Source organism: Streptomyces sp. P9-2 (genome assembly GCF_051903975.1).
GTDB classification, from domain to species: domain Bacteria; phylum Actinomycetota; class Actinomycetes; order Streptomycetales; family Streptomycetaceae; genus Streptomyces; species Streptomyces cellulosae.
Map to the genome: position 1 here is coordinate 5,221,250 of NZ_CP192633.1, position 23,978 is coordinate 5,245,227.

18 protein-coding genes are annotated in these 23,978 nt (G+C 73.2%); 12 read left to right on the forward strand and 6 right to left on the reverse strand.

The genetic code is table 11. The features are described from left to right. Positions 1–23 precede the first annotated feature (23 nt). A complete protein-coding gene (gene argF, locus ACQY0Z_RS23820) occupies positions 24–1,031 on the forward strand; it encodes an ornithine carbamoyltransferase (protein ID WP_439812775.1) in 1,008 nt (335 codons plus the stop codon). Between the two features lie 2 nt (positions 1,032–1,033). Here the strand turns inward: argF and ACQY0Z_RS23825 are convergent, their stop codons facing one another. After that, on the reverse strand, positions 1,034–1,477 hold the full coding sequence (locus ACQY0Z_RS23825; protein ID WP_254586372.1) for an ATP-binding protein: 444 nt from the start codon (positions 1,475–1,477) through the stop codon (positions 1,034–1,036). A 316-nt stretch (positions 1,478–1,793) separates the two neighbouring features. Here ACQY0Z_RS23825 and ACQY0Z_RS23830 point away from each other — a divergent pair, with 316 nt between their 5' ends. Beyond that, positions 1,794–2,621, forward strand: a complete 828-nt coding sequence (locus tag ACQY0Z_RS23830; protein ID WP_019523546.1) for an enoyl-CoA hydratase family protein — start codon at positions 1,794–1,796, stop codon at positions 2,619–2,621. Beyond that, the gene (locus ACQY0Z_RS23835; RefSeq protein ID WP_439812776.1) at positions 2,606–5,014 is read left to right on the forward strand and encodes a bifunctional salicylyl-CoA 5-hydroxylase/oxidoreductase; all 2,409 of its coding nucleotides are present in this window, start codon (positions 2,606–2,608) and stop codon (positions 5,012–5,014) included. Before ACQY0Z_RS23830 ends, ACQY0Z_RS23835 begins: the two co-directional genes overlap by 16 nt. A gap of 12 nt (positions 5,015–5,026) precedes the next feature. Here ACQY0Z_RS23835 and ACQY0Z_RS23840 read toward each other — a convergent pair whose 3' ends face one another. Then, positions 5,027–5,872 carry a PaaX family transcriptional regulator gene (locus ACQY0Z_RS23840; RefSeq protein ID WP_189902218.1) on the reverse strand — a complete coding sequence of 282 codons (846 nt, stop codon included), beginning with the start codon at positions 5,870–5,872 and terminating at the stop codon, positions 5,027–5,029. A gap of 34 nt (positions 5,873–5,906) precedes the next feature. Then, positions 5,907–7,517 carry an AMP-binding protein gene (locus ACQY0Z_RS23845; protein WP_189902216.1) on the reverse strand — a complete coding sequence of 537 codons (1,611 nt, stop codon included), beginning with the start codon at positions 7,515–7,517 and terminating at the stop codon, positions 5,907–5,909. 118 nt (positions 7,518–7,635) lie between these two features. Here ACQY0Z_RS23845 and ACQY0Z_RS23850 point away from each other — a divergent pair, with 118 nt between their 5' ends. From ACQY0Z_RS23850 to ACQY0Z_RS23860, 3 genes are read left to right on the forward strand one after another with little or no spacing between them, the layout of a single operon-like run. Next, on the forward strand, positions 7,636–8,763 hold the full coding sequence (locus ACQY0Z_RS23850; protein WP_254586375.1) for an acyl-CoA dehydrogenase family protein: 1,128 nt from the start codon (positions 7,636–7,638) through the stop codon (positions 8,761–8,763). After that, positions 8,760–9,158: a RidA family protein gene (locus ACQY0Z_RS23855; RefSeq protein WP_439812777.1), complete on the forward strand. Its 399-nt coding sequence runs from the start codon at positions 8,760–8,762 to the stop codon at positions 9,156–9,158. The genes ACQY0Z_RS23850 and ACQY0Z_RS23855 overlap by 4 nt, the downstream gene beginning before the upstream one ends. Positions 9,159–9,199: 41 nt before the next feature. Further along, on the forward strand, positions 9,200–10,027 hold the full coding sequence (locus ACQY0Z_RS23860; protein WP_189902211.1) for an alpha/beta fold hydrolase: 828 nt from the start codon (positions 9,200–9,202) through the stop codon (positions 10,025–10,027). A 145-nt stretch (positions 10,028–10,172) separates the two neighbouring features. On the opposite strand, the gene ACQY0Z_RS23865 is transcribed toward ACQY0Z_RS23860, so the two are convergent. Further along, positions 10,173–10,367: a DUF5999 family protein gene (locus ACQY0Z_RS23865; protein WP_254586377.1), complete on the reverse strand. Its 195-nt coding sequence runs from the start codon at positions 10,365–10,367 to the stop codon at positions 10,173–10,175. Between the two features lie 233 nt (positions 10,368–10,600). Between ACQY0Z_RS23865 and ACQY0Z_RS23870 the strand changes: the two genes are divergently transcribed. Together ACQY0Z_RS23870 and ACQY0Z_RS23875 are read left to right on the forward strand one after the other, a co-directional pair. Further along, entirely contained in the window at positions 10,601–11,044 is a 444-nt protein-coding gene (locus ACQY0Z_RS23870) for a DUF6299 family protein (protein ID WP_439812778.1), read from the forward strand. Positions 11,045–11,142: 98 nt separating this feature from the next. After that, positions 11,143–11,901, forward strand: coding sequence for a hypothetical protein (locus ACQY0Z_RS23875; protein WP_439812779.1), 759 nt, complete (start codon positions 11,143–11,145; stop codon positions 11,899–11,901). A 3-nt stretch (positions 11,902–11,904) separates the two neighbouring features. Here the strand turns inward: ACQY0Z_RS23875 and ACQY0Z_RS23880 are convergent, their stop codons facing one another. Further along, a complete protein-coding gene (locus ACQY0Z_RS23880) occupies positions 11,905–12,969 on the reverse strand; it encodes a PucR family transcriptional regulator (RefSeq protein WP_189902205.1) in 1,065 nt (354 codons plus the stop codon). A 587-nt stretch (positions 12,970–13,556) separates the two neighbouring features. On the opposite strand from ACQY0Z_RS23880, the gene ACQY0Z_RS23885 reads away from it, so the two are divergent. The 4 genes from ACQY0Z_RS23885 (at position 13,557) to ACQY0Z_RS23900 (ending at position 22,491) form a co-directional block, all read left to right on the forward strand. Next, positions 13,557–15,602: an SPFH domain-containing protein gene (locus ACQY0Z_RS23885; RefSeq protein ID WP_189902204.1), complete on the forward strand. Its 2,046-nt coding sequence runs from the start codon at positions 13,557–13,559 to the stop codon at positions 15,600–15,602. 208 nt (positions 15,603–15,810) lie between these two features. Further along, positions 15,811–20,775, forward strand: coding sequence for a DNA repair ATPase (locus ACQY0Z_RS23890; RefSeq protein ID WP_439812780.1), 4,965 nt, complete (start codon positions 15,811–15,813; stop codon positions 20,773–20,775). Positions 20,776–21,039: 264 nt separating this feature from the next. After that, positions 21,040–21,834: an SGNH/GDSL hydrolase family protein gene (locus tag ACQY0Z_RS23895; protein WP_337662774.1), complete on the forward strand. Its 795-nt coding sequence runs from the start codon at positions 21,040–21,042 to the stop codon at positions 21,832–21,834. Positions 21,835–21,975: 141 nt separating this feature from the next. After that, on the forward strand, positions 21,976–22,491 hold the full coding sequence (locus ACQY0Z_RS23900; RefSeq protein WP_189902200.1) for a hypothetical protein: 516 nt from the start codon (positions 21,976–21,978) through the stop codon (positions 22,489–22,491). A 215-nt stretch (positions 22,492–22,706) separates the two neighbouring features. Here the strand turns inward: ACQY0Z_RS23900 and ACQY0Z_RS23905 are convergent, their stop codons facing one another. Next, positions 22,707–23,954: an MFS transporter gene (locus ACQY0Z_RS23905; RefSeq protein ID WP_439812781.1), complete on the reverse strand. Its 1,248-nt coding sequence runs from the start codon at positions 23,952–23,954 to the stop codon at positions 22,707–22,709. Positions 23,955–23,978 lie beyond the last annotated feature (24 nt).

A 23,978-nucleotide genomic window follows, 5' to 3' on the forward strand; every position in this document is an offset into this window, starting at 1 on the left:
TCCCCCAGTCCTGGAGCGCCCCCATGGCGACAGTCCCTACCCCCCTCGCCGGCCGTCACTTCCTCAAGGAGGTCGACTTCACCGCGGAGGAGTTCCGCGGCCTGCTGGAGCTGGCCGCCGAGCTGAAGGCCGCCAAGCGGGCCGGGACCGAGACGCCGTACCTGCGCGGGAAGAACATCGCCCTGATCTTCGAGAAGACCTCGACGCGCACCCGCTGCGCCTTCGAGGTCGCCGCCGCCGACCAGGGCGCCTCCACGACCTACCTCGACCCGTCGGGCTCGCAGATGGGCCACAAGGAGTCCGTGAAGGACACCGCGCGGGTGCTGGGCCGGATGTACGACGGGATCGAGTACCGGGGCGACAGCCAGGCGAAGGTCGAGGAGCTGGCCGCCTACGCGGGCGTCCCCGTCCTCAACGGGCTCACCGACGACTGGCACCCCACCCAGATGCTCGCCGACGTGCTCACCATGACCGAGCACAGCGACAAGCCGCTCACGGAGATCGCCTTCGCCTACCTCGGCGACGCCCGCTTCAACATGGGCAACTCCTACCTGGTCACCGCGGCCCTGCTCGGCATGGACGTGCGGATCGTCGCGCCGAAGACGTACTGGCCCGCGCAGGAGGTCATCGACCGCGCCCGCGAGCTGGCCGCCGCGAGCGGGGCCCGGATCACGCTCACCGAGGAGATCGCCGAGGGCGTCGCGGGCGCCGACTTCGTCGCCACCGACGTGTGGGTGTCCATGGGGGAGCCCAAGGAGGTCTGGGGCGAGCGCATCGCCGCCCTCGCGCCCTACGCGGTGACCATGGACGTGCTGCGCGCCACAGGCAACCCGGACGTCGGCTTCCTGCACTGCCTGCCGGCCTTCCACGACCTGGGCACCGCGGTCGGCCGGGACGTGTACGAGGCGCACGGCCTGGAGTCGCTGGAGGTGACCGACGAGGTGTTCGAGTCGGCGCACTCGCTGGTCTTCGACGAGGCGGAGAACCGTATGCACACCATCAAGGCGGTCCTGGTCGCCACCGTCGCCTGACGTCAGACCGGGCGCCGCTGGCCCGGCAGCCGGAACCACACCGCCTTGCCGGACTCGGTGGGGCGGTGCCCGCACGACGAGCTGAGCGAGCGGATCAGCAGCAGCCCGCGCCCGTGCTCCTGCCACGGGTCGGGCAGCTCGAGGTTCGGCTTGGTGAGGTCACGGGGCGGCTCCGGGTCCTCGTCGTGCACCTCCACCTGGAAACCGGTCGGCAGCAGCCGCAGCACCAGCTCGATGGGGGTGGCCCCTGAGGTGTGCTCCACGGCGTTCGCCACCAGCTCCGCCGTCAGCAGCTCCGCCGTGTCGCAGTCGGCGGAGTGCTCCCGCTCGGCGAGCGCCGTGCGCACCAGCGCACGCGCGACGGGCACCGCCGCGGTCGTGTGCGGCAGCGCGACGCGCCAGGAGGTGGGAATGGCGGGGGGTTCGTGCACAGCGTTTCCGTTCATGGAGCGGGCGCTCCCGTGTTCGAGTGCCCATGGTACGGCGCGCCTCAACCGGCTCCGCTCCCGGGACGGGGAGCGACCGGGGCCCTGACGGGCGCACCGCCCGGGGCGCTGCGCCCCGGCAACGGCGGCCTACCCGCCCGGCGACCCCGCCTCGCCCGCCCGCCCGCACCGTTACGGAGGCGTCGATGTTCCGTGACGCGCGTGACGGCGCCCGAACGGCGTATCGCGCACTCGTGACGACAGTCACCAACCGGTGATAGCTTCGAGTGACAGACCTCACTGAGCCGCGCAGTGCCCGCCCGAGGAGGCCGCCCTCATGAGTCCTTTCACCGGCTCCGCCGCCCGCACCGCGCGCTGGGAGCATCTGCGCGTCGAGATCGCCGACGGCGTCGCCCATGTCACCCTCGCCCGCCCCGACAAGCTGAACGCGCTCACCTTCGGCGCCTACGCCGACCTGCGCGACCTGCTCGCCGAGCTGTCCCGGGAGCGGGCCGTCCGGGCCCTGGTGCTGGGCGGCGAGGGACGCGGCTTCTGCTCCGGCGGCGACGTCGACGAGATCATCGGCGCCACCCTCTCGATGGACACCGCCCAGCTCCTCGACTTCAACCGCATGACCGGCCAGGTGGTCCGCGCGGTACGGGAGTGTCCCTTCCCCGTCGTCGCCGCGGTTCACGGCGTGGCCGCCGGCGCCGGCGCGGTCCTCGCCCTCGCCGCGGACTTCCGGGTCGCCGACCCCACCGCCCGCTTCGCCTTCCTGTTCACCCGCGTCGGCCTGTCCGGCGGCGACATGGGCGCGGCCTACCTGCTGCCCCGGGTCGTCGGCCTCGGCCACGCCACCCGCCTCCTGATGCTGGGCGAGCCGGTCCACGCCCCGGAGGCGGAACGGATCGGTCTGATCAGCGCGCTGACCGAGGAGGGCGGCGCGGACACCGCGTCCCGAGACCTGGCCCGCCGCCTCGCCGACGGCCCGGCCCTGGCCCACGCCCAGACGAAGGCCCTCCTCACCTCCGAACTGGACATGCCGCTGGCCGCATCGATCGAACTGGACGCCTCCACCCAGGCCCTGCTGATGACAGGCGAGGACTACGCCGAGTTCCACGCGGCCTTCACGGAGAAGCGAGCCCCGAAATGGAGGGGACGGTGACCTCCTCCGTGTCGACGCGCGGGACTGCATCACCCTCAGGGGTGCGGGGAACCGCGCGACAAGCCACAACGAACCCGCACCCGCCGGCGAAGCCGAACGCCCCCCTACGCGTGGCGATCATCGGCGGAGGCCCCGGCGGCCTCTACGCAGCCGCCCTCCTCAAACGCCTGGACCCCACCAGAGACATCACGGTCTGGGAACGCAACACCCCCCACGACACCTTCGGCTTCGGAGTAGTGCTCTCGGACGAAACCCTCGGCGGCATCGAACACGCGGACCCGGAGGTCTACTCCGCCCTGCAATCCGAATTCGTCCGCTGGGACGACATCGACATCGTCCACAGAACCACCCGCCACACCTCCGGAGGACACGGCTTCGCGGCCCTCGGCCGCCGCCGCCTCCTGGAGATCCTCCACCACCGCTGCCGCTCCCTGGGAGTGGAACTCCGCTTCCGCGAAGAGGCCCCGGACCCCGCTCACCTCGCCCGGACCCACGACCTCGTCGTCGCCGCCGACGGAGTCCACAGCACCACCCGCACCGCCTTCGCGCACGTGTTCCGCCCGCACATCACCGCGCACCGCTGCCGCTACATCTGGCTGGCCGCCGACTTCCCCTTCGACGCCTTCCGCTTCGAGATCGCCGAGACCGAGCACGGCGTGATGCAGCTGCACGGCTACCCGTTTTCCGCCAGCGCCTCCACCGTGATCGTGGAGATGCGTGAAGAGGTGTGGCGGGCCGCCGGGTTCGACGAGCTGGACGAGACCGAGTCCGTCGAACGCTGCGCCAAGATCTTCGCGGACGCGCTCGGCGGCCGCCCCCTCCGCTCTAACAACTCGACGTGGACGACGTTCCGTACGGTCGTCAACGAGCGCTGGTCGCACGGCAACATCGTGCTGCTGGGCGACGCCGCCCACACCGCCCACTTCTCCATCGGCTCCGGCACCAAGCTCGCCGTGGAGGACGCCCTCGCCCTCGCCGCCTGTCTGAGCGAGCAGCCCACGCTCACCGACGCCCTCGAGGCCTACGAGGCGGAGCGGCGGCCCGTCGTCGCCTCCACCCAGCGCGCGGCCCGCGCCAGCCTGGAGTGGTTCGAGAACATCGCCCTCTACCTGAACCAGCCGCCGCGCCAGTTCGCGTTCAACCTGCTCACCCGCAGCCGCCGCGTCACCCACGACAATCTGCGGCTGCGTGACCCGCACTTCACCGAGGCGGTGGAGCGCGGCTTCGGCTGCCCGCCCGGCACGCCCCCGATGTTCACCCCGTTCCGGCTGCGCGGACTCACCCTGCGCAACCGGGTCGTCGTCTCGCCGATGGACATGTACTCGGCGGCCGACGGCCTGCCCGGCGACTTCCACCTCGTCCACCTCGGCGCCCGCGCCCTGGGCGGCGCCGGCCTGGTGATGACGGAGATGGTGTGCGTCAGCCCGGAGGGCCGGATCACTCCCGGGTGCGCCGGGCTGTGGAGCGGACGGCAGGCGGAGGCGTGGCGGCGGATCACCGACTTCGTGCACACCACCGCCCCCGGTACCGCCATCGGCGTGCAGCTCGGCCACAGCGGCCGCAAGGGCTCGACCAGGCTGATGTGGGAGGGCATGGACGAACCCCTCGACGAGGGCAACTGGCCCCTGGTCGCCCCGTCCCCGCTGCCGTACAAGCCGGGCAGCCAGACGCCCCGAGAGCTTTCCCGCGCCCAACTCACGGACTTGCGCGAGCAGTTCACGGCCGCCGCCGTACGTGCCGCGCGCGCCGGGTTCGACCTGCTCGAACTGCACTGCGCCCACGGCTATCTGCTCTCCGGCTTCCTCTCCCCGCTGACCAACCGGCGCACCGACGCCTACGGCGGCTCCCTGGGGAAGCGGCTGCGCTTCCCGCTGGAGGTGCTCGACGCGGTGCGGGCGGTGTGGCCGGAGGACCGGCCGATGACCGTGCGGATCTCCGCGACCGACTGGGCCGAGGGCGGTACGACCGCGGAGGACGCGGTGGCGATCGCCCGCGCCTTCGCCGACCACGGGGCCGACGCGATCGACGTGTCGACCGGTCAGGTGGTGGCCGACGAGGAACCGGAGTTCGGCCGCTCCTACCAGACGCCGTTCGCCGACCGGGTCCGCAACGAGGCCCGCGTCCCGGTGATCGCGGTCGGCGCGATCTCCTCCTGGGACGACGTCAACTCCCTGATCGTCGCTGGTCGTACGGACCTGTGCGCGCTGGCACGCCCGCATCTGTACGACCCGCACTGGACGCTGCACGCGGCGGCCGAGCAAGGATACGAGGGTCCGGGCGTGGTCTGGCCGCCGCAGTACCGCGCGGGCAGCCGCCCGCCCCGCACCGGCCGCACCGACGCCCCCAAGCCCCGCCTCACTCTCTCCGACCTGCCGCTCACGGAAGGCGCGTAAGAGGGGAACGCCTCAGTCCGCCTCGGAGGCGGAAGCGGAGTCGGACGCCGCGTTCACGAACTCCGCCCCCGCGTCCCGCAACCGCTCGTGCAGCGCCCGGAAGACGGCCGCCGAACGCGTCCCCGGCCAGTCCGCCGGCAGCAGCGCGGCGGGCAGGCCCGGGTCGGTGTAGGGGAGGTGGCGCCAGTCGTCCAGGGCGAGGAGATAGTCGCGGTACGCCTCCTCCGGCGGGGTGTCCGTGCGCTGCTCCCAGGCGCGCAGCACCGGCGCGTGCCCCTCCAGGAACGCCTCATGTGCCTCCGCGATCGCCTTGAGGTCCCACCAGCGGGCCACCGCCTCCGCCGTGGCCGCGAACCCGAGGTGCTCGCCGCGGAACAGGTCGACGTACCCGTCGAGGCGCAGCCGCTCCAGGGTGTGCCGGGTCTCCTCGTACAGCCGGGCCGGGGCGATCCACACGCCCGGTGCCGCCGTGCCGAAGCCGAGACCGGCCAGCCGGGAGCGCAGCAGATGCCGCTTCTGCCGCTCCGACTCCGGCACCGAGAACACCGCGAGCACCCAGCCCTCGTCGCCGGGCGGCGCGGTGGCGTAGATGCGCCGGTCGCCGTCCTCCAGCAACTGGCGCGCCCCGGGCGACAGTTCGTAGCCGGCCGCGCCCCGGTCGGTGCGGGCCGGGAGCAGCAGTCCGCGGCGCTTGAGCCGGGACACGGAGGAACGCACGGACGGGGCGTCCACGCCGACGGCGGCCAGCAGCCGGATCAACTCCGCGACGGGCACCGGGCCCGGCACGAACCGGCCGTAGGCGCCGTAGAGCGTGACGATGAGAGACCGTGGAGCATGCTGGTCGGACACGTTGATCATCTTAGGTCGTGTCCGCGGGACCGTTTCCCCGGCATCAGCCCTGGTCGTCTCCGGTGCCGGCGCCGGTGCGCAGCCGGAACCGCTGGAGCTTGCCGGTGGCGGTGCGCGGCAGCGCGTCCAGGAAGACGATCTCCCGGGGGCACTTGTACGGCGCCAGTTCCGTCTTCATGAACGCCCGCAGCGCCTCGCCGTCCCGCTCGGCGCCCTCCTTGAGGACCGTGTACGCCACCACGACCTGGCCGCGCGCCTCGTCGGGACGCCCGACCACCGCCGCCTCCACCACGTCCGGATGGCGCAGCAGCGCGTCCTCGACCTCGGGGCCCGCGATGTTGTACCCGGCCGAGATGATCATGTCGTCGGCGCGGGCCACGTACCGGAAGTAGCCGTCGGGGTCCCGGACATAGGCGTCGCCGGTGACGTTCCAGCCGCCCCGTACGTAGTCCCGCTGGCGCGGGTCGGCCAGGTAGCGGCAGCCGACGGGGCCGCGCACCGCGAGCAGTCCGGGCTGCCCGTCGGGCACGGGGACGCCGTCCGCGTCCTGCACGCGCGCCTGCCAGCCGGGCACCGGGACGCCGGTGGTGCCGGGGCGGATCGCGTCGTCGGCGGCGGAGATGAAGATGTGCAGCAGCTCGGTGGCGCCGATGCCGTTGATGATGCGCAGCCCGGTGCGGTCGTGCCAGGCCTGCCAGGTCGCCGCCGGCAGGTTCTCGCCCGCCGAGACGCAGCGGCGCAGGCTGGACAGGTCGTGGCCGTCCGCCTCCGCCAGCATCGCCCGGTAGGCGGTGGGCGCGGTGAACAGCACCGAGACCCGGTGCCCGTCGACGGCCGCCAACAGCTGTGAGGGATGCGCCTGTTCGAGCAGCAGCGCGCTCGCGCCCGCCCGCAGCGGGAACACCACCAGACCGCCCAGCCCGAAGGTGAAACCCAGCGGGGGACTGCCCGCGAAGACGTCGTCGGGGACCGGCTTGAGGACGTGCCGGGAGAAGGTGTCCGCGATGGCCAGCACGTCCCGGTGGAAGTGCGTGCAGCCCTTCGGCTTCCCGGTCGTGCCGGAGGTGAAGGCGATCAGGGCGACGTCGGCGGCGGCCGTCTCCACCGCCTCGAACGGCCCCTCGGGCGCGGGGCGGTGCAGCAGGTCGTCGCGGGAGTCGCCTCCGAACACCGCGATCCGCAGGTCCGGGACCTCCGCCTTCACGAGGTCGTCGAGGGAGCGCACGTCGCACAGGGCGTGCCGCACCTCCGCGAGCGCGCAGATGGTGGCCAGCTCGTGCGGGCGCTGCTGGGCCAGCACGGTGACGGCGACAGCGCCCGCCTTCAGCACCGCCAGCCAGCAGGCGGCCAGCCACGGCGTGGTGGGCCCGCGCAGCAGCACCCGGTTGCCGGGCACCACCCCGAGGTCCGAGGTGAGCAGATGCGCCAGCCGGTCCACCCGCGCGCGCAGCTCCCCGTACGTCCAGACGCCGCCGTCGGGCGTGCGGAACGCCGGGCGGTCGTCGGACTGGCCCTGGAGCAGTTCCGCGGCGCAGTTCAGCCGCTCGGGGTAGCGCAGCTCCGGCAGGTCGAAGCGCAGCTCGGGCCACTCGTCCGGTGGCGGGAGATGGTCGCGGGCGAAGGTGTCGACGTGCGCGGTGGACCGTGGATTCATACCGGTTCGCCCCCTTGGCGTGGTGGGCTCGCATCAGGAGCGTATCGTGTTGGTGACGGCAGTCAACGGTTCGCGATAACCTCGGCGGGTGGCCCACCGGCGAGGGAAGGGACCGGCAGTGACCGCATTCTCGCTCGAACCGGAACAACTCGCCCGGTGCGCGGAGCTGCGCACCCTCGCCGCCGAACGGCTCCGGCCGCTCGCCGAGAAGGGGGAGCCCGGCCGCGTGAACCGGGCGCTCGTCGCCGAGTTGGGCGCGCTCGGACTGCTGTCCCGGCTCTTCACCTCCGGTGCGCTGGACCTGTGCCTGATGCGTGAGTCGCTCGCCCAGGCGTGCACGGAGGCGGAAACCGCCCTCGCCCTCCAGGGACTCGGCGCCCACCCGGTGCACGCCCACGGCACCCCCGGACAGAGGGAGCGGTGGCTCCCCCGGGTGAGTGACGGCACGGCGGTCGCGGCCTTCGCCCTCTCCGAACCCGGCGCCGGCTCCGACGCGGCCGCCCTCTCCCTGAGCGCGGAGCGCGACGGACCGGACGGGTGGCGGCTCACCGGCGAGAAGTGCTGGATCTCCAACGCCCCCGACGCCGACCTCTACACCGTCTTCGCCCGCACCACCCCCGGCGCGGGCGCGCGCGGCGTCACCGCCTTCCTCGTCCCCGCCGACCGGCCCGGCCTCACCGGCAGCCGCCTCGACATGATCGCCCCGCACGCCCTCGGGACCCTGACCTTCGACGGCGTACGGGTCACCGAAGCCGATGTCCTCGGCGAACCCGACGCCGGCTTCCGCGTCGCCATGGACACCTTGAACCTGTTCCGGCCCAGCGTCGGCGCCTTCGCCGTCGGCATGGCGCAGGCCGCGCTGGACGCGACCGTCGCCCACACCGCCGCGCGCGACGCGTTCGGCGGTCGGCTCAAGGACCTCCAGGCGGTCGCCCACCAGGTCGCCGAGATGTCCGTCCGCACCGAGGCCGCCCGCCTGATGGTGTACGCGGCGGCCACCGCGTACGACGAGGGCGCGGACGACGTGCCACGGCGCTCCGCGATGGCGAAGCTGCTGGCCACCGAGACCGCCCAGTACGTCGTCGACACCGCCGTCCAGCTGCACGGCGCCCGCGCCCTGTGCCGGGGCCATCTGCTCGAACACCTCTACCGCGAGGTCCGCGCGCCCCGCATCTACGAGGGGGCGAGCGAGGTCCAGCGCGGCATCATCGCCAAGGAGCTGTACAAGACCCTGGAGGCCCGGTGACCGCCGAGCGCGTCAACCCGCCCGACCTGTCCCCGCCCGCCGGTTTCTCCCACGCCGTCGTCGCCACCGGCTCCCGCGTGGTGTTCCTGGCCGGGCAGACCGCCCTCGACGGCGACGGGAAGGTCACCGGCGACACCCTCCCCGAACAGTTCACCCGCGCCCTCACCAACCTCCTCACCGCCCTCCGCGCCGCCGGCGGCACCCCCGCCGACCTGGCCCGCGTCACCGTCTACGCCACGGATGTCGCCGCGTACCGCGAGCACGCGGGCGAACTGGGACGTGTCTGGCGGGACCTGGCGGGCCGGGACTACCCGGCGATGGCGGTCGTGGAGGTGGTCCGGCTGTGGGACGAGGAGGCGATGGTCGAGCTCGACGGGTTCGCCGTCCTCCCGTGAGCCGCCGGGCGCGGCCCGCCCGCTCCTCCTAGCCTGGAGCGATGCCGGAGATCGAGCTGAGCGCGGGCACCGTCACGTACGAGGACACGGGCGGGGAGGGGCCGGTGGTCGTGCTGCTGCACGGGCTGCTGCACGACGCGTCCGTGTGGCGCCACGTCGTCGCGGAACTGCGCACCGACCACCGCGTCGTCGCGCCGACGCTCCCGTACGGCGCGCATCGCACGCCGATGACCCGGCCGCCCACGCCGGACCTGGTCAACGAGCTGATCGCCGAGTTCCTCGACCGGCTGGACCTGCGGGACGTCACGCTCGTCGAGAGCGACTGCGGGCGTGCGCAGACGGTCGCGGCGCGGCATCCCGAGCGGCTGGCGCGGCTCGTGCTGATCTCGTGCGAGGCGTTCGACAACTACCCGCCGGGGCTTCCCGGGAAGATGATCGGGCTCGCGTGCAGGGTGCCGGGCGGGGTGCCGCTGATGGTGCGTGTGCTGGGGTGGAAGCCGTTGCGCCGGCTGCCGGTCGGCTTCGGCGCTCTGACGAAGCGGCCGTTGCCCGACGAGGTGGTGGAGCGGTGGCTCCGGCCACTGCGGACCGATCCGGCGATCCGCCGGGACTTCCGGCACTACACCACGCATGTGCGGCGGACGGAACTGCTGGAGGCCGCACAGGGGTTGCGTCGCTTCGAGAAGCCCGCGCTCGTCGTCTGGGCGACCGAGGACCTGATGATGCCGCGGAGGCATGGGCGGATGCTGGCGGAGCTGCTGCCTCGGGGGCGGTTGGTGGAGCTGAGGGGGACGCGGACGTTGATCGCGGAGGACCGTCCGCAGAGGTTGGCTTCGCTGTTGCGGTGGTTTGTCGCCGCGGAGGGCTGAGCCGGGGGGTCCGGGCGCTGGGCGTGCTCACGGGGGGTGCGCGCCGACGGGCGCTGCGGGCCGGTGGGAGTCGTTCGCGCAGTTCCGCGCGCCCCTCAAGGGGCGCGCGGAACTGCGCGAACGGCCACCGCAGCAGGGGTGCCCCTCAAGCCGCGACGGCCGGCGCCTCCGTCGGCAGCCGGTGCGGAGCCACAACGCGACCGTCAGGGAGCAACGCACCCGTGTCGTCGAAGACGATCCCCCCGTCGCACAGCAGGGACCACCCCTGCTCCGGGTGCGCGGCCACCACGTGCGGCGTGGGGGAGTCGGTCTGAGGGCAGGACGTCCGGTGGGCACACATGGCGCACCTCCACATCGGTGGAACGAGCCGAGCACGTCGTACACCACGACCATGCGCCGCCCCCGCCGCCACCGGAACGGCCCCAGGGCAAGCGTGACAGTCTGCGGACAATGCCGGAACCGTTCCCCCACGGCCGACGCCGGTCCGCCACCGAAGGGGTGACGTGAGTGGCCGCGACCCCGTGCCGCGGGTAGGGCTGAAGATCCCTGATCCGCTCACTTCGGAGGTCCCCCATGCCCGTACGCCCCCTCCTCGGCACGGCGTCCTGTGCCGCGCTGCTGCTGCTCGGCGCCGCCGCGGCGGCCCCCTCTGCGGCGGCCGCGCCGTCCGTCCCCGCGGAGTACGTCACCGTCGACCCGGAGGGCCGGATCGCCGCCGACGGCACGGTCACCCTCACCGGCACCTACCTCTGCGTCGGCGGCGAAGCGCCCGTCTACGTCAGTTCCTCGGTCAGCCAGAGCGAACCCGACGTCAACCACGGCATCGGCGGTTCCGTCGCCGTCTGCGACGGCAAGGAGCACCGCTGGCAGAACAGCGGCAAGGCCGCCGACGACGCCCTGACGGCGGGCCCGGTCAAGGTGGAGGCGACCCTGCTGGAGCTGCGCGCCAGCGGCATCCTGCTCCTCCCCGTCCCGCACGCCGTCAGCCACCACGACGTCACCCTCGTCAAGAGCTGACCGCGGGCCAGGTCTGCCGGGCGCCGGAAGCACCCCCGCCTACGTGCTGCCGGGCGCGGGCATGGACCGCTGCAGCCTCCGGACGCCACCGTGTCCACATGGTCCGCATCTCCCACACGGTGGCCCTCGCGCCCGTCCCGCGCCCCTGGCTCGTCGACGCCCTCGGCACCCTGACCGACCTCGCCGAGAGCACGACGGCGGAGGACGGGCGCGTCCTGCTGCCCGACGGACGGCAGGTCCCGGACGTGCGGCCGGCCGGGGGACGCCATCTGCGGCCGGGCGCGGCGTACGAGAGCACCGAGAAGGCCGCCGACACGGTCCGGATCACCGTCGAGGAGTGGGGCCGTACCCGCGCGGTGCGTCTCGCCTTCACCGGGTCCGGCCCCGACGGCGACCTCACCGGACGGGCCGCGCTGTTCGCCCCCGACCGGCCGGACCGCGTCGAGCTGTCCGGCCGCGCGGTGCTCAGGAGCGTCCCGTCCCCGCTGTCCCGGTTCGACGCCGACGCCGAACTGAGCTGCGCTGACTGGTGGAAGGCGGCGGACCGGGGCGGCAGCGTCCGTAGGCCGCCGCTGAGGGCGCGGCTGACGTGCGGCGTGGCTCGCGCCGAGGTGGCGGCGGTCCCGCGCCCCGGACGCGACCACGGCGGCTGGGACGTCACGGTCACCGTGCGCCTGCGCGGCCGAGGCCCCCTGCGCCCCCTTGTGTCACTCGCCCTCCACCTGACCCGCCGCCCCCTCGCCCGCGAGGTGGCCAAGGCCTTGGACGACACCGCCCGCGACTGGAACGCCCAGGTGCCGCAGCTGACGGCCCTGGGCCCCGGGGAGCTGCACCGCAAGCTCCTGACGGAGCCGTAGCCCTTACGCCACCCCCGCCGACTCCGGCCAGTCCAGCAACCGCGCCCCGATGACCGCCGTCTGCAGCATGTACCGGTGCGCCGGGTCGCCGGGGTCCGCCCCGGTCAGCCGGTGGATCCGCTCCAGGCGGTACGTCAGCGCCCGCACGCTCAGCGACAGCCGGCGTGCCGCCTCCGCGGCGACGCAGCCGGAGTCGAAGTAGGCGGTGAGCGTGTCCAGCAGCGGCCCCGCGCCGCCGCGCGCCTCCGTCAGCGGGCCCAGCGTGTTGTGCACCAGGTCGGCCATGGCCTGCCGGTCGCGGGCCAGCACCGGGTAGACCAGCAGGTCGGAGGCGCGCAGCACCGGGTCGTCCATGTCCAGCCGCTCGGCGATCTCCAGCGCGTTCAGCGCCTCCTCGTACGACTGGACCACCCCGCCGGGGCCCGACTGGGGACGTCCTACGGCGACCTGGCCGCCGTCGGTGGCGGCGTGCGCCTGCTTGGCGAAGTGGGTGAGCACGTCCTGCTGGTGGCCGGGCGCGATGCACAGCAGCCGCCCGTCCTTGGTGGTGAGCAGGATGCTCCGGTCGCCGAACCGGGAGATCAGCGCGCGCTCCACCTGACGGGGCACCGCGTCGCCCTCCTCGTAGGCGACGGGGCCCCGGGCGACGGCCACCGCGTGCTCGTGGGACAGGCGCAGCCCGAACCGTTCGGCCCGCTCGGCGAGGCGGCCCAGGTCGCTGCGGCCGTAGAGCAGGTCGTCGATGAACTCCCGGCGGGCCGCCTCCTCCTGACGGACTGCCAACCGCTGGGCCCGCTCGTACCCTTCGGCGAAGGCGTCCACCGCCTGCTGCACGGCGGCCAGCGCGCCGTCGGCGTCCGCGCCGCGGGCCGGCCAGGCGCCGCGCGCGGCGGCGAGATGGGCGATGACGAGGGACCGCAGACCGTAACCGGCCTCCGCCGCCTGTTCCCCGAGGGCACGACGGGACGCGAGTTCGTCGCGGGTGAGGCGTCGGCCCGTGGCCGCGACCTCGCTCAGTATCTCGGCGTACCCCTCCAGATACTGTTCCGGAATCTCTCGGTCCGACACGTCGTCCCCTCGGCTTCCTCACACGGTCCTGATGCGTTCATGTCGGCGCACCGGCATGCAGACCCTAGTGAACTTTGCCGGAATCCGGCAATGCGCGGTGCGGGCCGGGCCGGGCAGCATGGCCCGCGGGGAGCACTGCGGAGGTTCCGGTGCCGGACACCGGCAGGTGGTGTCCGTGCCGGAACCGGAGGGGAGCAGTGCTGCCCGACGACATCGGCCGTCGCACGCACGGACGGCGAAGACGAGGACGGAGAGGGGGCGGGCAGATGCGGACCTTCGTGAACCGCGTCCACGGCCCGGCCGCCCCCCGCCGCACGGGGCCGCTGCACCGCACCGCCCCCGACGAACCCTGGCCGTCCCGGTCCCCGCGCACGCGCGGTGCGGACCGGGACGGTGCGGCGCGCCCGGCCGCGGAAGGCAACCCTCCGCGCCCGGCGCGAAACCGCCTCGACGGCTGAGCCGTCTCCACCACCGTCCGACGCACCGCCTCGCCCACGCGCGAGGCCCCACACCCTTCAGGCCCTCGCCTTCGAGGCGCCGCACACATCCGACTTCTGCCCGTAAGTCAGCCCAGAAGGACGTGTCCCATGGATGCCGCCACCGTGGGCATCGCCGTACTCGTCGGCGCCGCCCTGTTGCTCGTGCTCATCGGTCTGCTGCTCGTCACCAAGCTGTTCCGCAAGGTGGAACAGGGCAAGGCGCTGATCGTCTCCAAGCTCCGCAAGGTCGACGTGACCTTCACCGGCTCGGTCGTGCTGCCCGTGCTGCACAAGGCCGAGGTGATGGACATCTCGGTGAAGACCATCGAGATCACCCGCGCCGGCAAGGAAGGACTGATCTGCCGGGACAACATCCGCGCGGACATCCGCATCACGTTCTTCGTCAAGGTCAACAAGACCGTCGAGGACGTCGTCAAGGTCGCCCAGGCCGTCGGCACCGCCCGCGCCAGCGACCGCAACACGCTCCAGGAGCTGTTCCACGCGAAGTTCTCCGAGGCGCTGAAGACCGTCGGCAAGCAGATGGACTTCACCGACCTCTACACCAAGCGCGAGGAACTGCGGTACCGGATCATCGAGGTCATCGGCGTCGACCTGAACGGTTACCACCTCGAGGACGCCGCGATCGACTACCTGGAGCAGACCCCGCTCACCCAGCTCGACCCGGGCAACGTCCTCGACGCGCAGGGCATCCGCAAGATCACCGAGCTGACGGCGGTGGAGCACGTCCGCACCAACGAGGCGCAGCGCAACGAGGAGAAGGAGATCACGCGGCAGGACGTCGACGCGCGCGAGGCGATCCTGGAGCTGCAGCGCCGTCAGGCGGACGCGGAGATCAAGCAGAAGCGGGAGATCGAGACCGTGCGCGCCCGCGAGGAGGCGGAGACCGCGCGGGTCGTCGAGGAGGAGCGGCTGCGCGCGCAGAGCGCCTTCCTGCGCACGGAGGAACAGCTGGGCGTGCAGCGGGAGAACCAGGCCCGCGAGGTCGCCGTCGCCGCGAAGAACCGCGAGCGGGTCATCGCCGTGGAGAGCGAGCGCATCGAGAAGGACCGCCTGCTGGAGGTCATCGCCCGGGAGCGGGAGACCGAGCTGACCCGGATCGCCGCCGAGAAGGAGGTCGAGGCGGAGAAGCGGGAGATCGCCGAGGTCATCCGGGAGCGCGTCGCGGTGGACCGTACGGTCGCCGAGCAGGAGGAGTCCATCAAGAAGCTGCGGGCCGTCGAGGAGGCGGAGCGGCAGCGCCAGGCAGTGATCATCGCGGCGGAGGCGGAAGCGCAGGAGAAGCTGGTCAAGGACATCAAGGCCGCCGAGGCCGCCGAGCAGGCCGCCGCGCACCGCGCCGCCGAGGAACTCACCCTCGCCGAGGCCCGGTTGAAGACGGCCGATCTGGACGCCAAGGCCAAGCTGCGGCTCGCGGAGGGCGTCCAGGCGGAGTCCGCCGCCGAGGGTCTCGCCGCCGTGCGGGTGCGCGACAAGGAGGCCGAGGTCATCGAGAAGGCGGGCCGTGCCGAGGCCGAGGCCACCGAGGCCCGGCTGCGCGCGGAGGCGGAGGGCGCCCGCGCCAAGGCGGTCGCCGAGGCGGAGGCCATCTCCGGCAGGCTGCGCGCCGAGGCGGCGGGACTCACCGAGAAGGCGGCGGCGATGGCCGCGCTCGACGAGGCGTCCCGCGGCCACGAGGAGTACCGGCTGCGTCTCGAGGCCGAGAAGGACGTCCGGCTGGCCGGGCTCGACGTGCAGCGGCAGGTCGCGGAGGCGCAGGCCACCGTGCTCGCCACCGGTCTGGAGAACGCGGACATCAACATCGTCGGCGGCGACTCGGTGTTCTTCGACCGCCTGGTGTCGTCCATCTCGCTCGGCAGGAGCGTCGACGGCTTCGTGAAGAACTCCGAGACCGCGCAGGCCCTCGCCGGGCCCTGGCTGGACGGCTCCGCGAGCTTCACCGACGACCTGAGCCGGATGCTCGGCTCCGTCTCCAGCTCCGACGTGCAGAACCTCACGGTGTCCGCCCTGCTGATGAAGCTGATGAAGCAGGGCGGAGAGAACACCGGGCAGTTCGAGCAACTGCTCGACAAGGCGGGTGAGTTGGGTCTGGCGGACACTCCGCTGGCCGTGCTGAACGGCCGCACCGGGGCCTGACCACCATCACCCGGCAGGGAGCCGCCGCACAGGGGACGGCGGCTCCCGGCCGGCACCTTCCCGCGAGGCAGCCGTGACGGCACGTTCCCGCGAGGCAGCCATGCCGGCACCTTCCCGAGAGGCAGCCGTGACGGCACGTTCCCGAGAGGCAGCTATGCCGGCACGTTCCCGCGAGGCAGCCATGCCGGCACCTTCCCGAGAGGCAGCCATGACCACCGGCACCCACGAGCCCATCCACGACACCGCCCACCCGGGCGCCGCCCCGGACACCACTCCCGGCCCGGCCCCTCAGCGGCCCTCCGCGGCGGTCGACGGCGGCGCCTACCAGGTCCTGCGCGACCGCCTCACCGACCGCGCCTCCGAACTCGCCCGCCGCGCCGAGACGTTGAACCGGCGCCGGGCCGACGAGTTCGGCGCGCCCGAGTTGCGCCTCACCGGCACCGAGCGGCTGCGCACCGAGCGCACCGCCGTGCCCCGCGACGTCGTCGCCGTCGGCGACGTGCTGCTCCTCGGCTACGAGACCCGGCCCCGCCCGGAGCGGGACACCACCGTCGGCGACGTCCTCGCCGCCCACGACCGCGACCTGAACCGGCTGCCCGAGGACGCCGTGCCCGGCCTCCTCGACGACGCCGCCTTCCGGCGGGAGTTCGCCGCCCTGCACCGCTACTACCGGCAGGCGCGTCTGCTGCGGCTGCGCCGCGCCGAGGGCAAGCTCCTCGCCGTCTTCCAGACCGGCGAGAAGCCCGGCGACATCCGCGTCCTGCGCTGGGCGGTCTCCGAGGACGGCCGCGCGGAGTTCCTCGACGCCCGCGGCGACCGCGACCACGCGCGCGTCCCGCCCGCCGACATCACCTGGACCCCCGCCACCCGCGAGGACCACGTCCTCGGCCGCCACCCGCACGTCTCCGTGCAGGGCGAGGTGTTCGTCGACACCCTCGGCGGCACCCTCACCGTCAAGACGGAGAACGACACCGGCACACCCGACGGCATCCACAGCGAACCCGTCGACGAGCCCCTCCAGTCCCTCGCCGACGCCGACATCGCCCACGCCCGCGTCGGCCCCCTCATCCTGCTGCGGATCCTCCCCTACAAGGAGACCGCCCACCGCCACCTGGTGTTCAACACCCTCACCCGCACCGTCGTCCGCCTCGACGGCATCGGCCAGGGCTGCCGCCGGCTCCCCGAGGACCAGGGGATCGTCTTCCCCGGCGGCTACTGCCTCGCCGCCGGCTCCCACAAGACGTACGAACTCGACACCGAAGGTATGGAGTTCGAGCGGGAGGTGCGCTCCCCGTACGGCGAGGACGTCCTCTACGCCTTCCACGCGCCCGCCCGCGGACGCGCCCTGCTGCTCTCCTACAACCAGATCCGCGAGGCCGTCGCCACCCCGATGGCCTGCCACGGCTGGGCCCTCTTCGACGACGGGCACCTCACCCTGCTGCGCCCCGACGGCGAGGAACCCGCCCGTGTGCATCCGGTGCAGCTGTGGGAGACCCCCTACCTGTCCGACGCCCGCGCCGCCGCGCAGCCGGTGGGGGATGGGCCGCTGGCCCGGGTGGGCAACGCCGACCTGGTGCGCGGCATCTCCGACTGCCTGTCGCTGGCCCGCGCCGCCGCCGAGACCACCCCCACCGCCGAGATCTACGCGACCCTCGCCGCCGCCTGCGTGCGCGCCCTGGACACCCACCATTGGCTGGGCGACCCGGAGGTCGGCGACCTGCGCACCCCGCTGGAGGAGGTGCGCGCCACCGCCGAGCAGGTGCTCGCCGAGTTCGAGACGGTCACCGACCTCACCCGCCGGGCCGCCGAGGCGCTCGACGAGGCCGCCGCACGGATCACCGCCGTCGTTCGCCGGCTGCGCGGCGAACAGCCCCGCGAGGCCGCCGCCTGGGTCCGCGGCCTCACCGAACTCCGCCAGGCGCAGGGCCATCTGCTGACCCTGAAGAAGATGCGGTACGCGGACCACGAGCGCATCGACGCGCTCGCCGCCGAGGCCGACGACGACCTCGCCTCCTTCGGTCAGCGCGCCGTCGCCTTCCTGGCCCGCGAGGACGCCTTCGCCGCCCACCACGCCGACCTGGAGCGGCTGCACGCCGACATCGAGGCGGTCGCCACCACCGCGCAGGCCGCCCCGCTCGCCGCCCGCCTGGACGAACTCGCCGACGGGCTGCGCACGGTCACCGAGGTGGTCGCCGGACTCGACATCGCCGACGCCACCGTCCGCACCGGCGTCCTGGAGCGGGTCGCCGACGCCCTCGGCGGCGTCAACCGCGCCCGCGCCGGCCTCGACACGCGCCGCCGCGGCCTCCTCGACCGGGAGGCGCGCGCCGGGTTCACCGCCGAGCTGACCCTGCTCGGCCAGACCGTCACCGGCGCCCTCGCCGCCGCCGGTGACCCGGACGCCTGCGACGACCAGATGGCCCGGGTGCTCGCCCAGCTCGAGGAACTGGAGTCGCGGTTCGCCGAGTTCGACGACGTCCTCGGCGAACTCGCCGACCGGCGCACCGAGATCTACGAAGCCTTCTCCACCCGCAAGCAGACCCTCACCGACGCCCGCGCCCGCCGCGCGGGGCAGCTCGCCTCCGCCGCCGAGCGGGTGCTCGAGACGATCGCCCGCCGCAGCGCCGCGCTCACCGACGCCGACGCGGTGAGCACCTACTTCGCCTCCGACCCGCTGGTAGCCAAGGTCCGCCGCAGCGCCGACGACCTGCGCGCCCTCGGCGACCGGGTGCGCGCCGAGGAACTCGACGGCAAGCTGCGCTCCGCCCGCGAGGAGGCCGCCCGCGCCCTGCGCGACCGCACCGACCTCTACGCCGACGGCGGCCGCACCCTCCGCCTGGGCGCCCACCGCTTCGCCGTCTCCACCCAGCCCTTCGACCTCACCGTCGTCCCGCACGACGACGGCCTCGCCCTCGCCCTCACCGGCACCGACTACCGCGCCCCCGTCACCGACCCCGCCCTCCTCGCCGACCGCCCCCTGTGGGACCGCCCCCTGCCGTCCGAGTCGCCGCGGGTCAGCCGCGCCGAGCACCTCGCCGCACGCCTGCTGCACGAGCACGGCCCGGACGCGCTCGCCGCCGCCGACGACCTCCCCGCGCTGGTCCGCACGGCCGCCGAGGAGGCGTACGACGAGGGCTACGAGCGGGGAGTGCACGACCACGACGCCACCGCGCTCCTCACCGCCCTGCTGCCCCTGTTCGACGGCGCCGGCACCCTGCGCCACGCCTCCCCCGCCCGCGCCCACGCCCTGCTGTTCTGGGCACACGGCACCACGGAGCAGGAGCGCGCCGACTGGACCCGCCGCGCCCGCTCGCTGGCCCGGGTGCGGGACGCCTCCGGCGCGCCGCCCGCGCTGGACGCACTGCGGGACGAACTGGCCCGCGCGGTGGGGGAGTGGACCCCGGACGCGGCGGTCCGCGCGGAGGCGTGCGCCGCGTACCTCTTCGACGAACTCACCACCGGGCCCGACGGGTTCGTGATCAGCGCCCGCGCCCGTGCCCTGCTCGACAAGTTCCGCCGCACGGTCGCCGACGAGGCGTACGACGAGGACCTCACCGCCCTCCGCGACCTCAGCGCCCGCCGCCAGCTCGTCGAGGCGTGGCTCACCGCGTACACCGGTGCGTCCGGCGAGCAGGCGGACGCCGGGGACGTCGCGGAGGCCGTGGCCGCCGAGCTGTGCCCGGACGTGCCCCGCCACGAGTCGGACGCGCCCCTCACCGTCACCGTCGAGGGCCTGGTCTCCACCCACCCGCGCATCACCGGCCGCCGTCTCATGCTCCGCCTGGACGAGTTCCTCGCCCGCACCGACGCGTTCCGGGCGCGCGAGGCGCCCGCGTTCCGCGCCTTCCAGCGCCGCCGCGCCGCCCTCGTCACAGCCGAACGCGACCGGCTCCGCCTGGACGACCACCGTCCGCGCGTGATGGCGTCGTTCGTCCGCAACCGGCTGGTCGACGAGGTGTACCTGCCGCTGATCGGCGACAGCCTCGCCAAGCAGCTCGGCACGACGGGCGAGTCCGCCCGCACCGGCACCGGAGGACTCCTGCTGCTCCTCTCCCCGCCCGGCTACGGCAAGACGACCCTCATGGAGTACGTCGCCCACCGCCTCGGCCTGGTCCTGGTGCGGGTCAGCGGTCCCGCGCTCGGGCACGGCGTCACCTCGCTCGACCCGGCCGAGGCGCCGAACGCCACCGCCCGCCAGGAGGTCGAGAAGATCAACTTCGCGCTGGCGGCGGGCAGCAACACCCTGCTGCACCTGGACGACATCCAGCACTCCTCGCCCGAACTGCTGCAGAAGTTCATCCCGTTGTGCGACGCGACCCGCCGGGTGGAGGGCGTGTGGCAGGGCGAGCCGCGCACCTACGACCTGCGGGGCAAGCGGTTCGCGGTGTGCATGGCCGGCAACCCGTACACCGAGTCCGGGGAGGTCTTCCGGGTGCCCGACATGCTGGCCAACCGGGCCGACGTGTGGAACCTGGGCGACGTCCTCACCGGCAAGGAGGACGTCTTCGCGCTCAGCTTCGTGGAGAACGCGCTCACCGCGAACCCGGTGCTCGCGCCGCTCGCCGGGCGCGACCGCGCCGACCTGGACCTGCTGATCCGGCTCGCCTCCGACGACCCGACGGCCCGCCCGGACCGGCTGCTCCACCCGTACGCGCCGGCCGAACTCGACCGTGTGCTGGCGGTGTTGCGCCAGCTGCTCACCGCCCGCCGGACGGTCCTCGCGGTCAACGCGGCCTACATCGCGTCCGCGGCCCGCTCCGACGACGCCCGCACCGAGCCGCCGTTCCTGCTCCAGGGTTCGTACCGCAACATGAACAAGATCGCCCAGCGGATCCAGCCGGTGATGAACGACGCCGAGCTGTCCGCCGTGATCGAGGACCACTACACGGCCGAGGCCCAGACCCTCACCAGCGGCGCCGAGGCGAACCTGCTGAAGCTCGCCGAGCTGCGCGGCACGCTCACGCCCGAACAGGCCGCCCGCTGGGCGGAGGTGAAGGCGGCCCACGTCCGCACGCTCACCTTGGGCGGCCCCGACGACGACGTGCTCGCCCGCGCGGTGTCCGCCCTCGCCCTGCTCGGCGACCGCATCGCGGCGGTGGAGTCGGCGATCACGCGTGCGGCCGACCCCCGGCGCCTCCTCGCGACCCCGCCGGGGCGGGACGGGGAGGGCTGAACGAGGGCCGTCGAAAAGGCCGTTCGACGAGACCGGTGCCGGGCCGCGCGGGGGGCGGCCCGGCATCTTTTTCCGCCACCAAGTTGGCGTAAACATGGCGCGACCTAGGTTTATCTACGCGCGGAGCAGGATCGATCAAATCAGTATTCGGGTCATAGCGGATGACTTTTCGACCGGTAGTTACCGAGCGGTATCCCGCCCTGCTACAACACCAGTTGCTCCCTCAACTACCGTCGCGAGTTTCGTCGTGAGAGGCGGATACACGTGTCAACGCGTTCACTGGGAACAACTCTCGCCACCCTGATCCTCGGTGTGGCGACCGTCCTCGGCCTGGCACACCCTGCCGCGGCCGCCGGCCACCACTACGTGGCGCTCGGCGACTCCTACTCCTCCGGAGTGGGCGCCGGGAGCTACACCTCCGAGAGCGGCGACTGCAAACGCAGCACCGTCGCCTACCCCCAGCTGTGGAGCAACGCCAACGCCCCCGCGTCGTTCAAGTTCGTCGCCTGCTCGGGCGCGACCACGACCAGCGTGGCCTCCTCGCAGCTGAGCGCGCTGTCCTCCACCACCACCCTCGTCAGCGTCACCGCCGGCGGCAACGACATCGGCTTCGCGGACGTCATGCAGACCTGCGTCCTGCAGTCCGAGGCCACCTGCGTCGCCGCCGTGAACAACGCCGTCTCCCAGATGCAGAACTCCCTGCCGGGCAAGCTCGACTCGCTGTACTCGTCGATCCGCTCCCGCGCCCCGCAGGCCCGCGTCGTCGTCCTCGGCTACCCGCGCTTCTACAAGCTGTCCGGCAGCTGCATCGCCGGCCTCACCGAGACCGAGCGCAGTGCCATCAACAACGCGGGCGACGTCCTCAACGGTGTGATCGCCAAGCGCGCGGCCAACGCCGGGTTCGCCTGGTCCAGCGTGGTCGACGAGTTCACCGGCCACGAGCTCTGCTCGGGCGACGCCTGGCTGCACAGCGTCACCATCCCGATCGGCAACTCCTACCACCCGAAGGCCGTCGGCCAGTCCTCCGGCTACCTGCCCGCCTTCCGCTCGGCGGTCTGACGGGACGACACAGACCCACGCAGGCGGCAGCATTCCGTTTTGTCCTCTGGCGGACGCGCGTAGACCCCGGGCATCATCTGTCTGCTCCGCCTGCACAGCCGTCCCTCACACACCCTGGCCCTCAGCAGGAAGGTCCCCCACATGAAGACTCTCAAGGCCCCGAAGCTCCGCTCGGCCCTGACCGCCCTCGCCCTCGTCGTCGCCCCGGGCGCCGTCGTGATGGGCACCGCGGGTGAGGCCGCCGCCGTCACCAAGATCAGCCACGCCACCGCGACCTCCATGTTCAGCCAGGTCGGCATCACCTGGTCGTCGTCCGGCGGCTGCTCCAACCGCAACGTGTCCACCTGCACGTCCTTCGACCAGCTCAACCTGGCCACCGCCCAGGGCGCCCAGACCCTGAAGCGGGCCACCGGCTGCGCACTGAACATCACCGGCGGCACGGAGACCGGGCACGCCTCCGGCACGTACTCGCACTGGAACGGCTACAAGCTCGACTACGGCAAGAACACCTGCGTCACCAACTACATCAAGAACACGTTCACCTACATCGGCGTGCGCGGCGACGGCGCCCAGCAGTGGCAGTCCGGCTCGGGCAACGTCTACGCGGACGAGGGCAACCACTGGGACGTGACGTACTACAACTGCGGAGGCTGCTGAACGGGCGCCCTCTGACAGGCGCTGTCTCCCAATCTGACGTTTACTCAGTTCCCCGCGCCCCGGGGTGTGCAGTGCGCCGCACCCCAAGAGTGAAGGGCGCGGGGGCAGTACCACACCCCTGGGGGCGCGGGGAACTGCGCGAGCGGCAGGACAGGGCGCCGAGCCTTGCGACGCACGGTCGGCCGAACACCCCGCCGCGGGCGCCGGTCACGCGCTCACCCCCCGGCGCGCTGCCCGGGCCGCTCCACGGCAACTTCGCCGGAGGCACCGGCACCGGCCCCGCCGTGACGGGGCCCGCGGGCACCGGCGGCAGGCGCCACCAGGACAGCCGCGGCGACGAACACCAGGACGACTACCATCGCCGGGCGCAGTCCGTAGTGATCGCCCAGGAAGCCGAGCGTGGGCGGCCCCACCAGGAACGCGACGTAGCCGATCGTCGCCACGAGGCCGACCCGGGCGGTCTTGTCGGGCCCCGAGTCGCCGGCCGCCGACAGAGCCACCGGGAAGCCCAGGGACGCGCCCAGTCCCCAGAACAGGACGGCGGCCGCCGCCACGACCGCGTTGTCGGAGAAGATGACCAGGCACAGACCCACGGCTCCGGAGACCGCGCTGGCCCGCACCACGGCCGCCCGGCTGTAACGGCTGAGGAAGAACGCGCCGCCGAAGCGTCCCAGGGTCATCGCGGCGGCGAATCCCACGAAGACGAGCGAGCCGAGGGCGGCGTCGAGACCGTGGCCGTCGACCATCAGCAGCGGCAGCCAGTCGTTGGCGGCGCCCTCGGCGAGAGCCATGGCCAGGACGATGGCCCCGATCATCAGCAGCCGTCGGTCCTTCCACACCTGCGGGCCCGCCGGTCGTGCGGAGTCCGAAGCGGGCACCGCGGCACGGACCCCGATCCCGGCGGGCACACCGCCGATGGCGTACCCGAACATCGCGGCCGTCACCGCGGCCACCGCCAGGAGGTGCCAGTGGGCGGGGAACGCCGCGGAGGTGGCCGCCATGCCGGCCAGGCCGCCGACGACGGTGCCCAGGCTGAAGCATCCGTGCAGCGTGGGCAGAACCGGCCTGCCGGTGATCCGCTCGACGTCGGCACCGTCCACGTTGATCGCCACCTCGCCCGCCCCGATCCCCAGGCCGAACAGGCACAGCCCCGCGGCGACCAGGGGCGCGGAGGCGAGGGCGGTGCCCCCGCCCACGACGACCACACTCGCGATGACGAACAGCGTGCCGAGCGCCGTCACGGGCCTGGTCCCGAACCGGGACACGAAACGGCCCGAACACAGGATGCCGGCCATGGAGCCGACGGACAGCCCGAACAGCACCAGCCCCATCTCCCCCGTGGACACACCCAGACGGTCACGGACGTCCGGCGTGCGCGTGATCCACGAGGACATGGCTACGCCGTTGAGGAAGAAGAAGAGGTACAGCGCCCGGCGGCGTCGGCGTACGGCACGGTCGGTCAAGGTGGGGCTCCGCCGGGGATGGTG

What these genes read in the sequence shown, in the direction of transcription:
- argF (WP_439812775.1), top strand. Translation starts at nt 24, where the DNA reads ATGGCGACAGTCCCTACCCCCCTCGCCGGCCGTCACTTCCTCAAGGAG.
- ACQY0Z_RS23825 (WP_254586372.1), bottom strand. Translation starts at nt 1,477, where the DNA reads ATGAACGGAAACGCTGTGCACGAACCCCCCGCCATTCCCACCTCCTGG.
- ACQY0Z_RS23830 (WP_019523546.1), top strand. Translation starts at nt 1,794, where the DNA reads ATGAGTCCTTTCACCGGCTCCGCCGCCCGCACCGCGCGCTGGGAGCAT.
- ACQY0Z_RS23835 (WP_439812776.1), top strand. Translation starts at nt 2,606, where the DNA reads ATGGAGGGGACGGTGACCTCCTCCGTGTCGACGCGCGGGACTGCATCA.
- ACQY0Z_RS23840 (WP_189902218.1), bottom strand. Translation starts at nt 5,872, where the DNA reads ATGATCAACGTGTCCGACCAGCATGCTCCACGGTCTCTCATCGTCACG.
- ACQY0Z_RS23845 (WP_189902216.1), bottom strand. Translation starts at nt 7,517, where the DNA reads ATGAATCCACGGTCCACCGCGCACGTCGACACCTTCGCCCGCGACCAT.
- ACQY0Z_RS23860 (WP_189902211.1), top strand. Translation starts at nt 9,200, where the DNA reads ATGCCGGAGATCGAGCTGAGCGCGGGCACCGTCACGTACGAGGACACG.
- ACQY0Z_RS23865 (WP_254586377.1), bottom strand. Translation starts at nt 10,367, where the DNA reads ATGTGTGCCCACCGGACGTCCTGCCCTCAGACCGACTCCCCCACGCCG.
- ACQY0Z_RS23870 (WP_439812778.1), top strand. Translation starts at nt 10,601, where the DNA reads ATGCCCGTACGCCCCCTCCTCGGCACGGCGTCCTGTGCCGCGCTGCTG.
- ACQY0Z_RS23875 (WP_439812779.1), top strand. Translation starts at nt 11,143, where the DNA reads ATGGTCCGCATCTCCCACACGGTGGCCCTCGCGCCCGTCCCGCGCCCC.
- ACQY0Z_RS23885 (WP_189902204.1), top strand. Translation starts at nt 13,557, where the DNA reads ATGGATGCCGCCACCGTGGGCATCGCCGTACTCGTCGGCGCCGCCCTG.
- ACQY0Z_RS23890 (WP_439812780.1), top strand. Translation starts at nt 15,811, where the DNA reads ATGACCACCGGCACCCACGAGCCCATCCACGACACCGCCCACCCGGGC.
- ACQY0Z_RS23900 (WP_189902200.1), top strand. Translation starts at nt 21,976, where the DNA reads ATGAAGACTCTCAAGGCCCCGAAGCTCCGCTCGGCCCTGACCGCCCTC.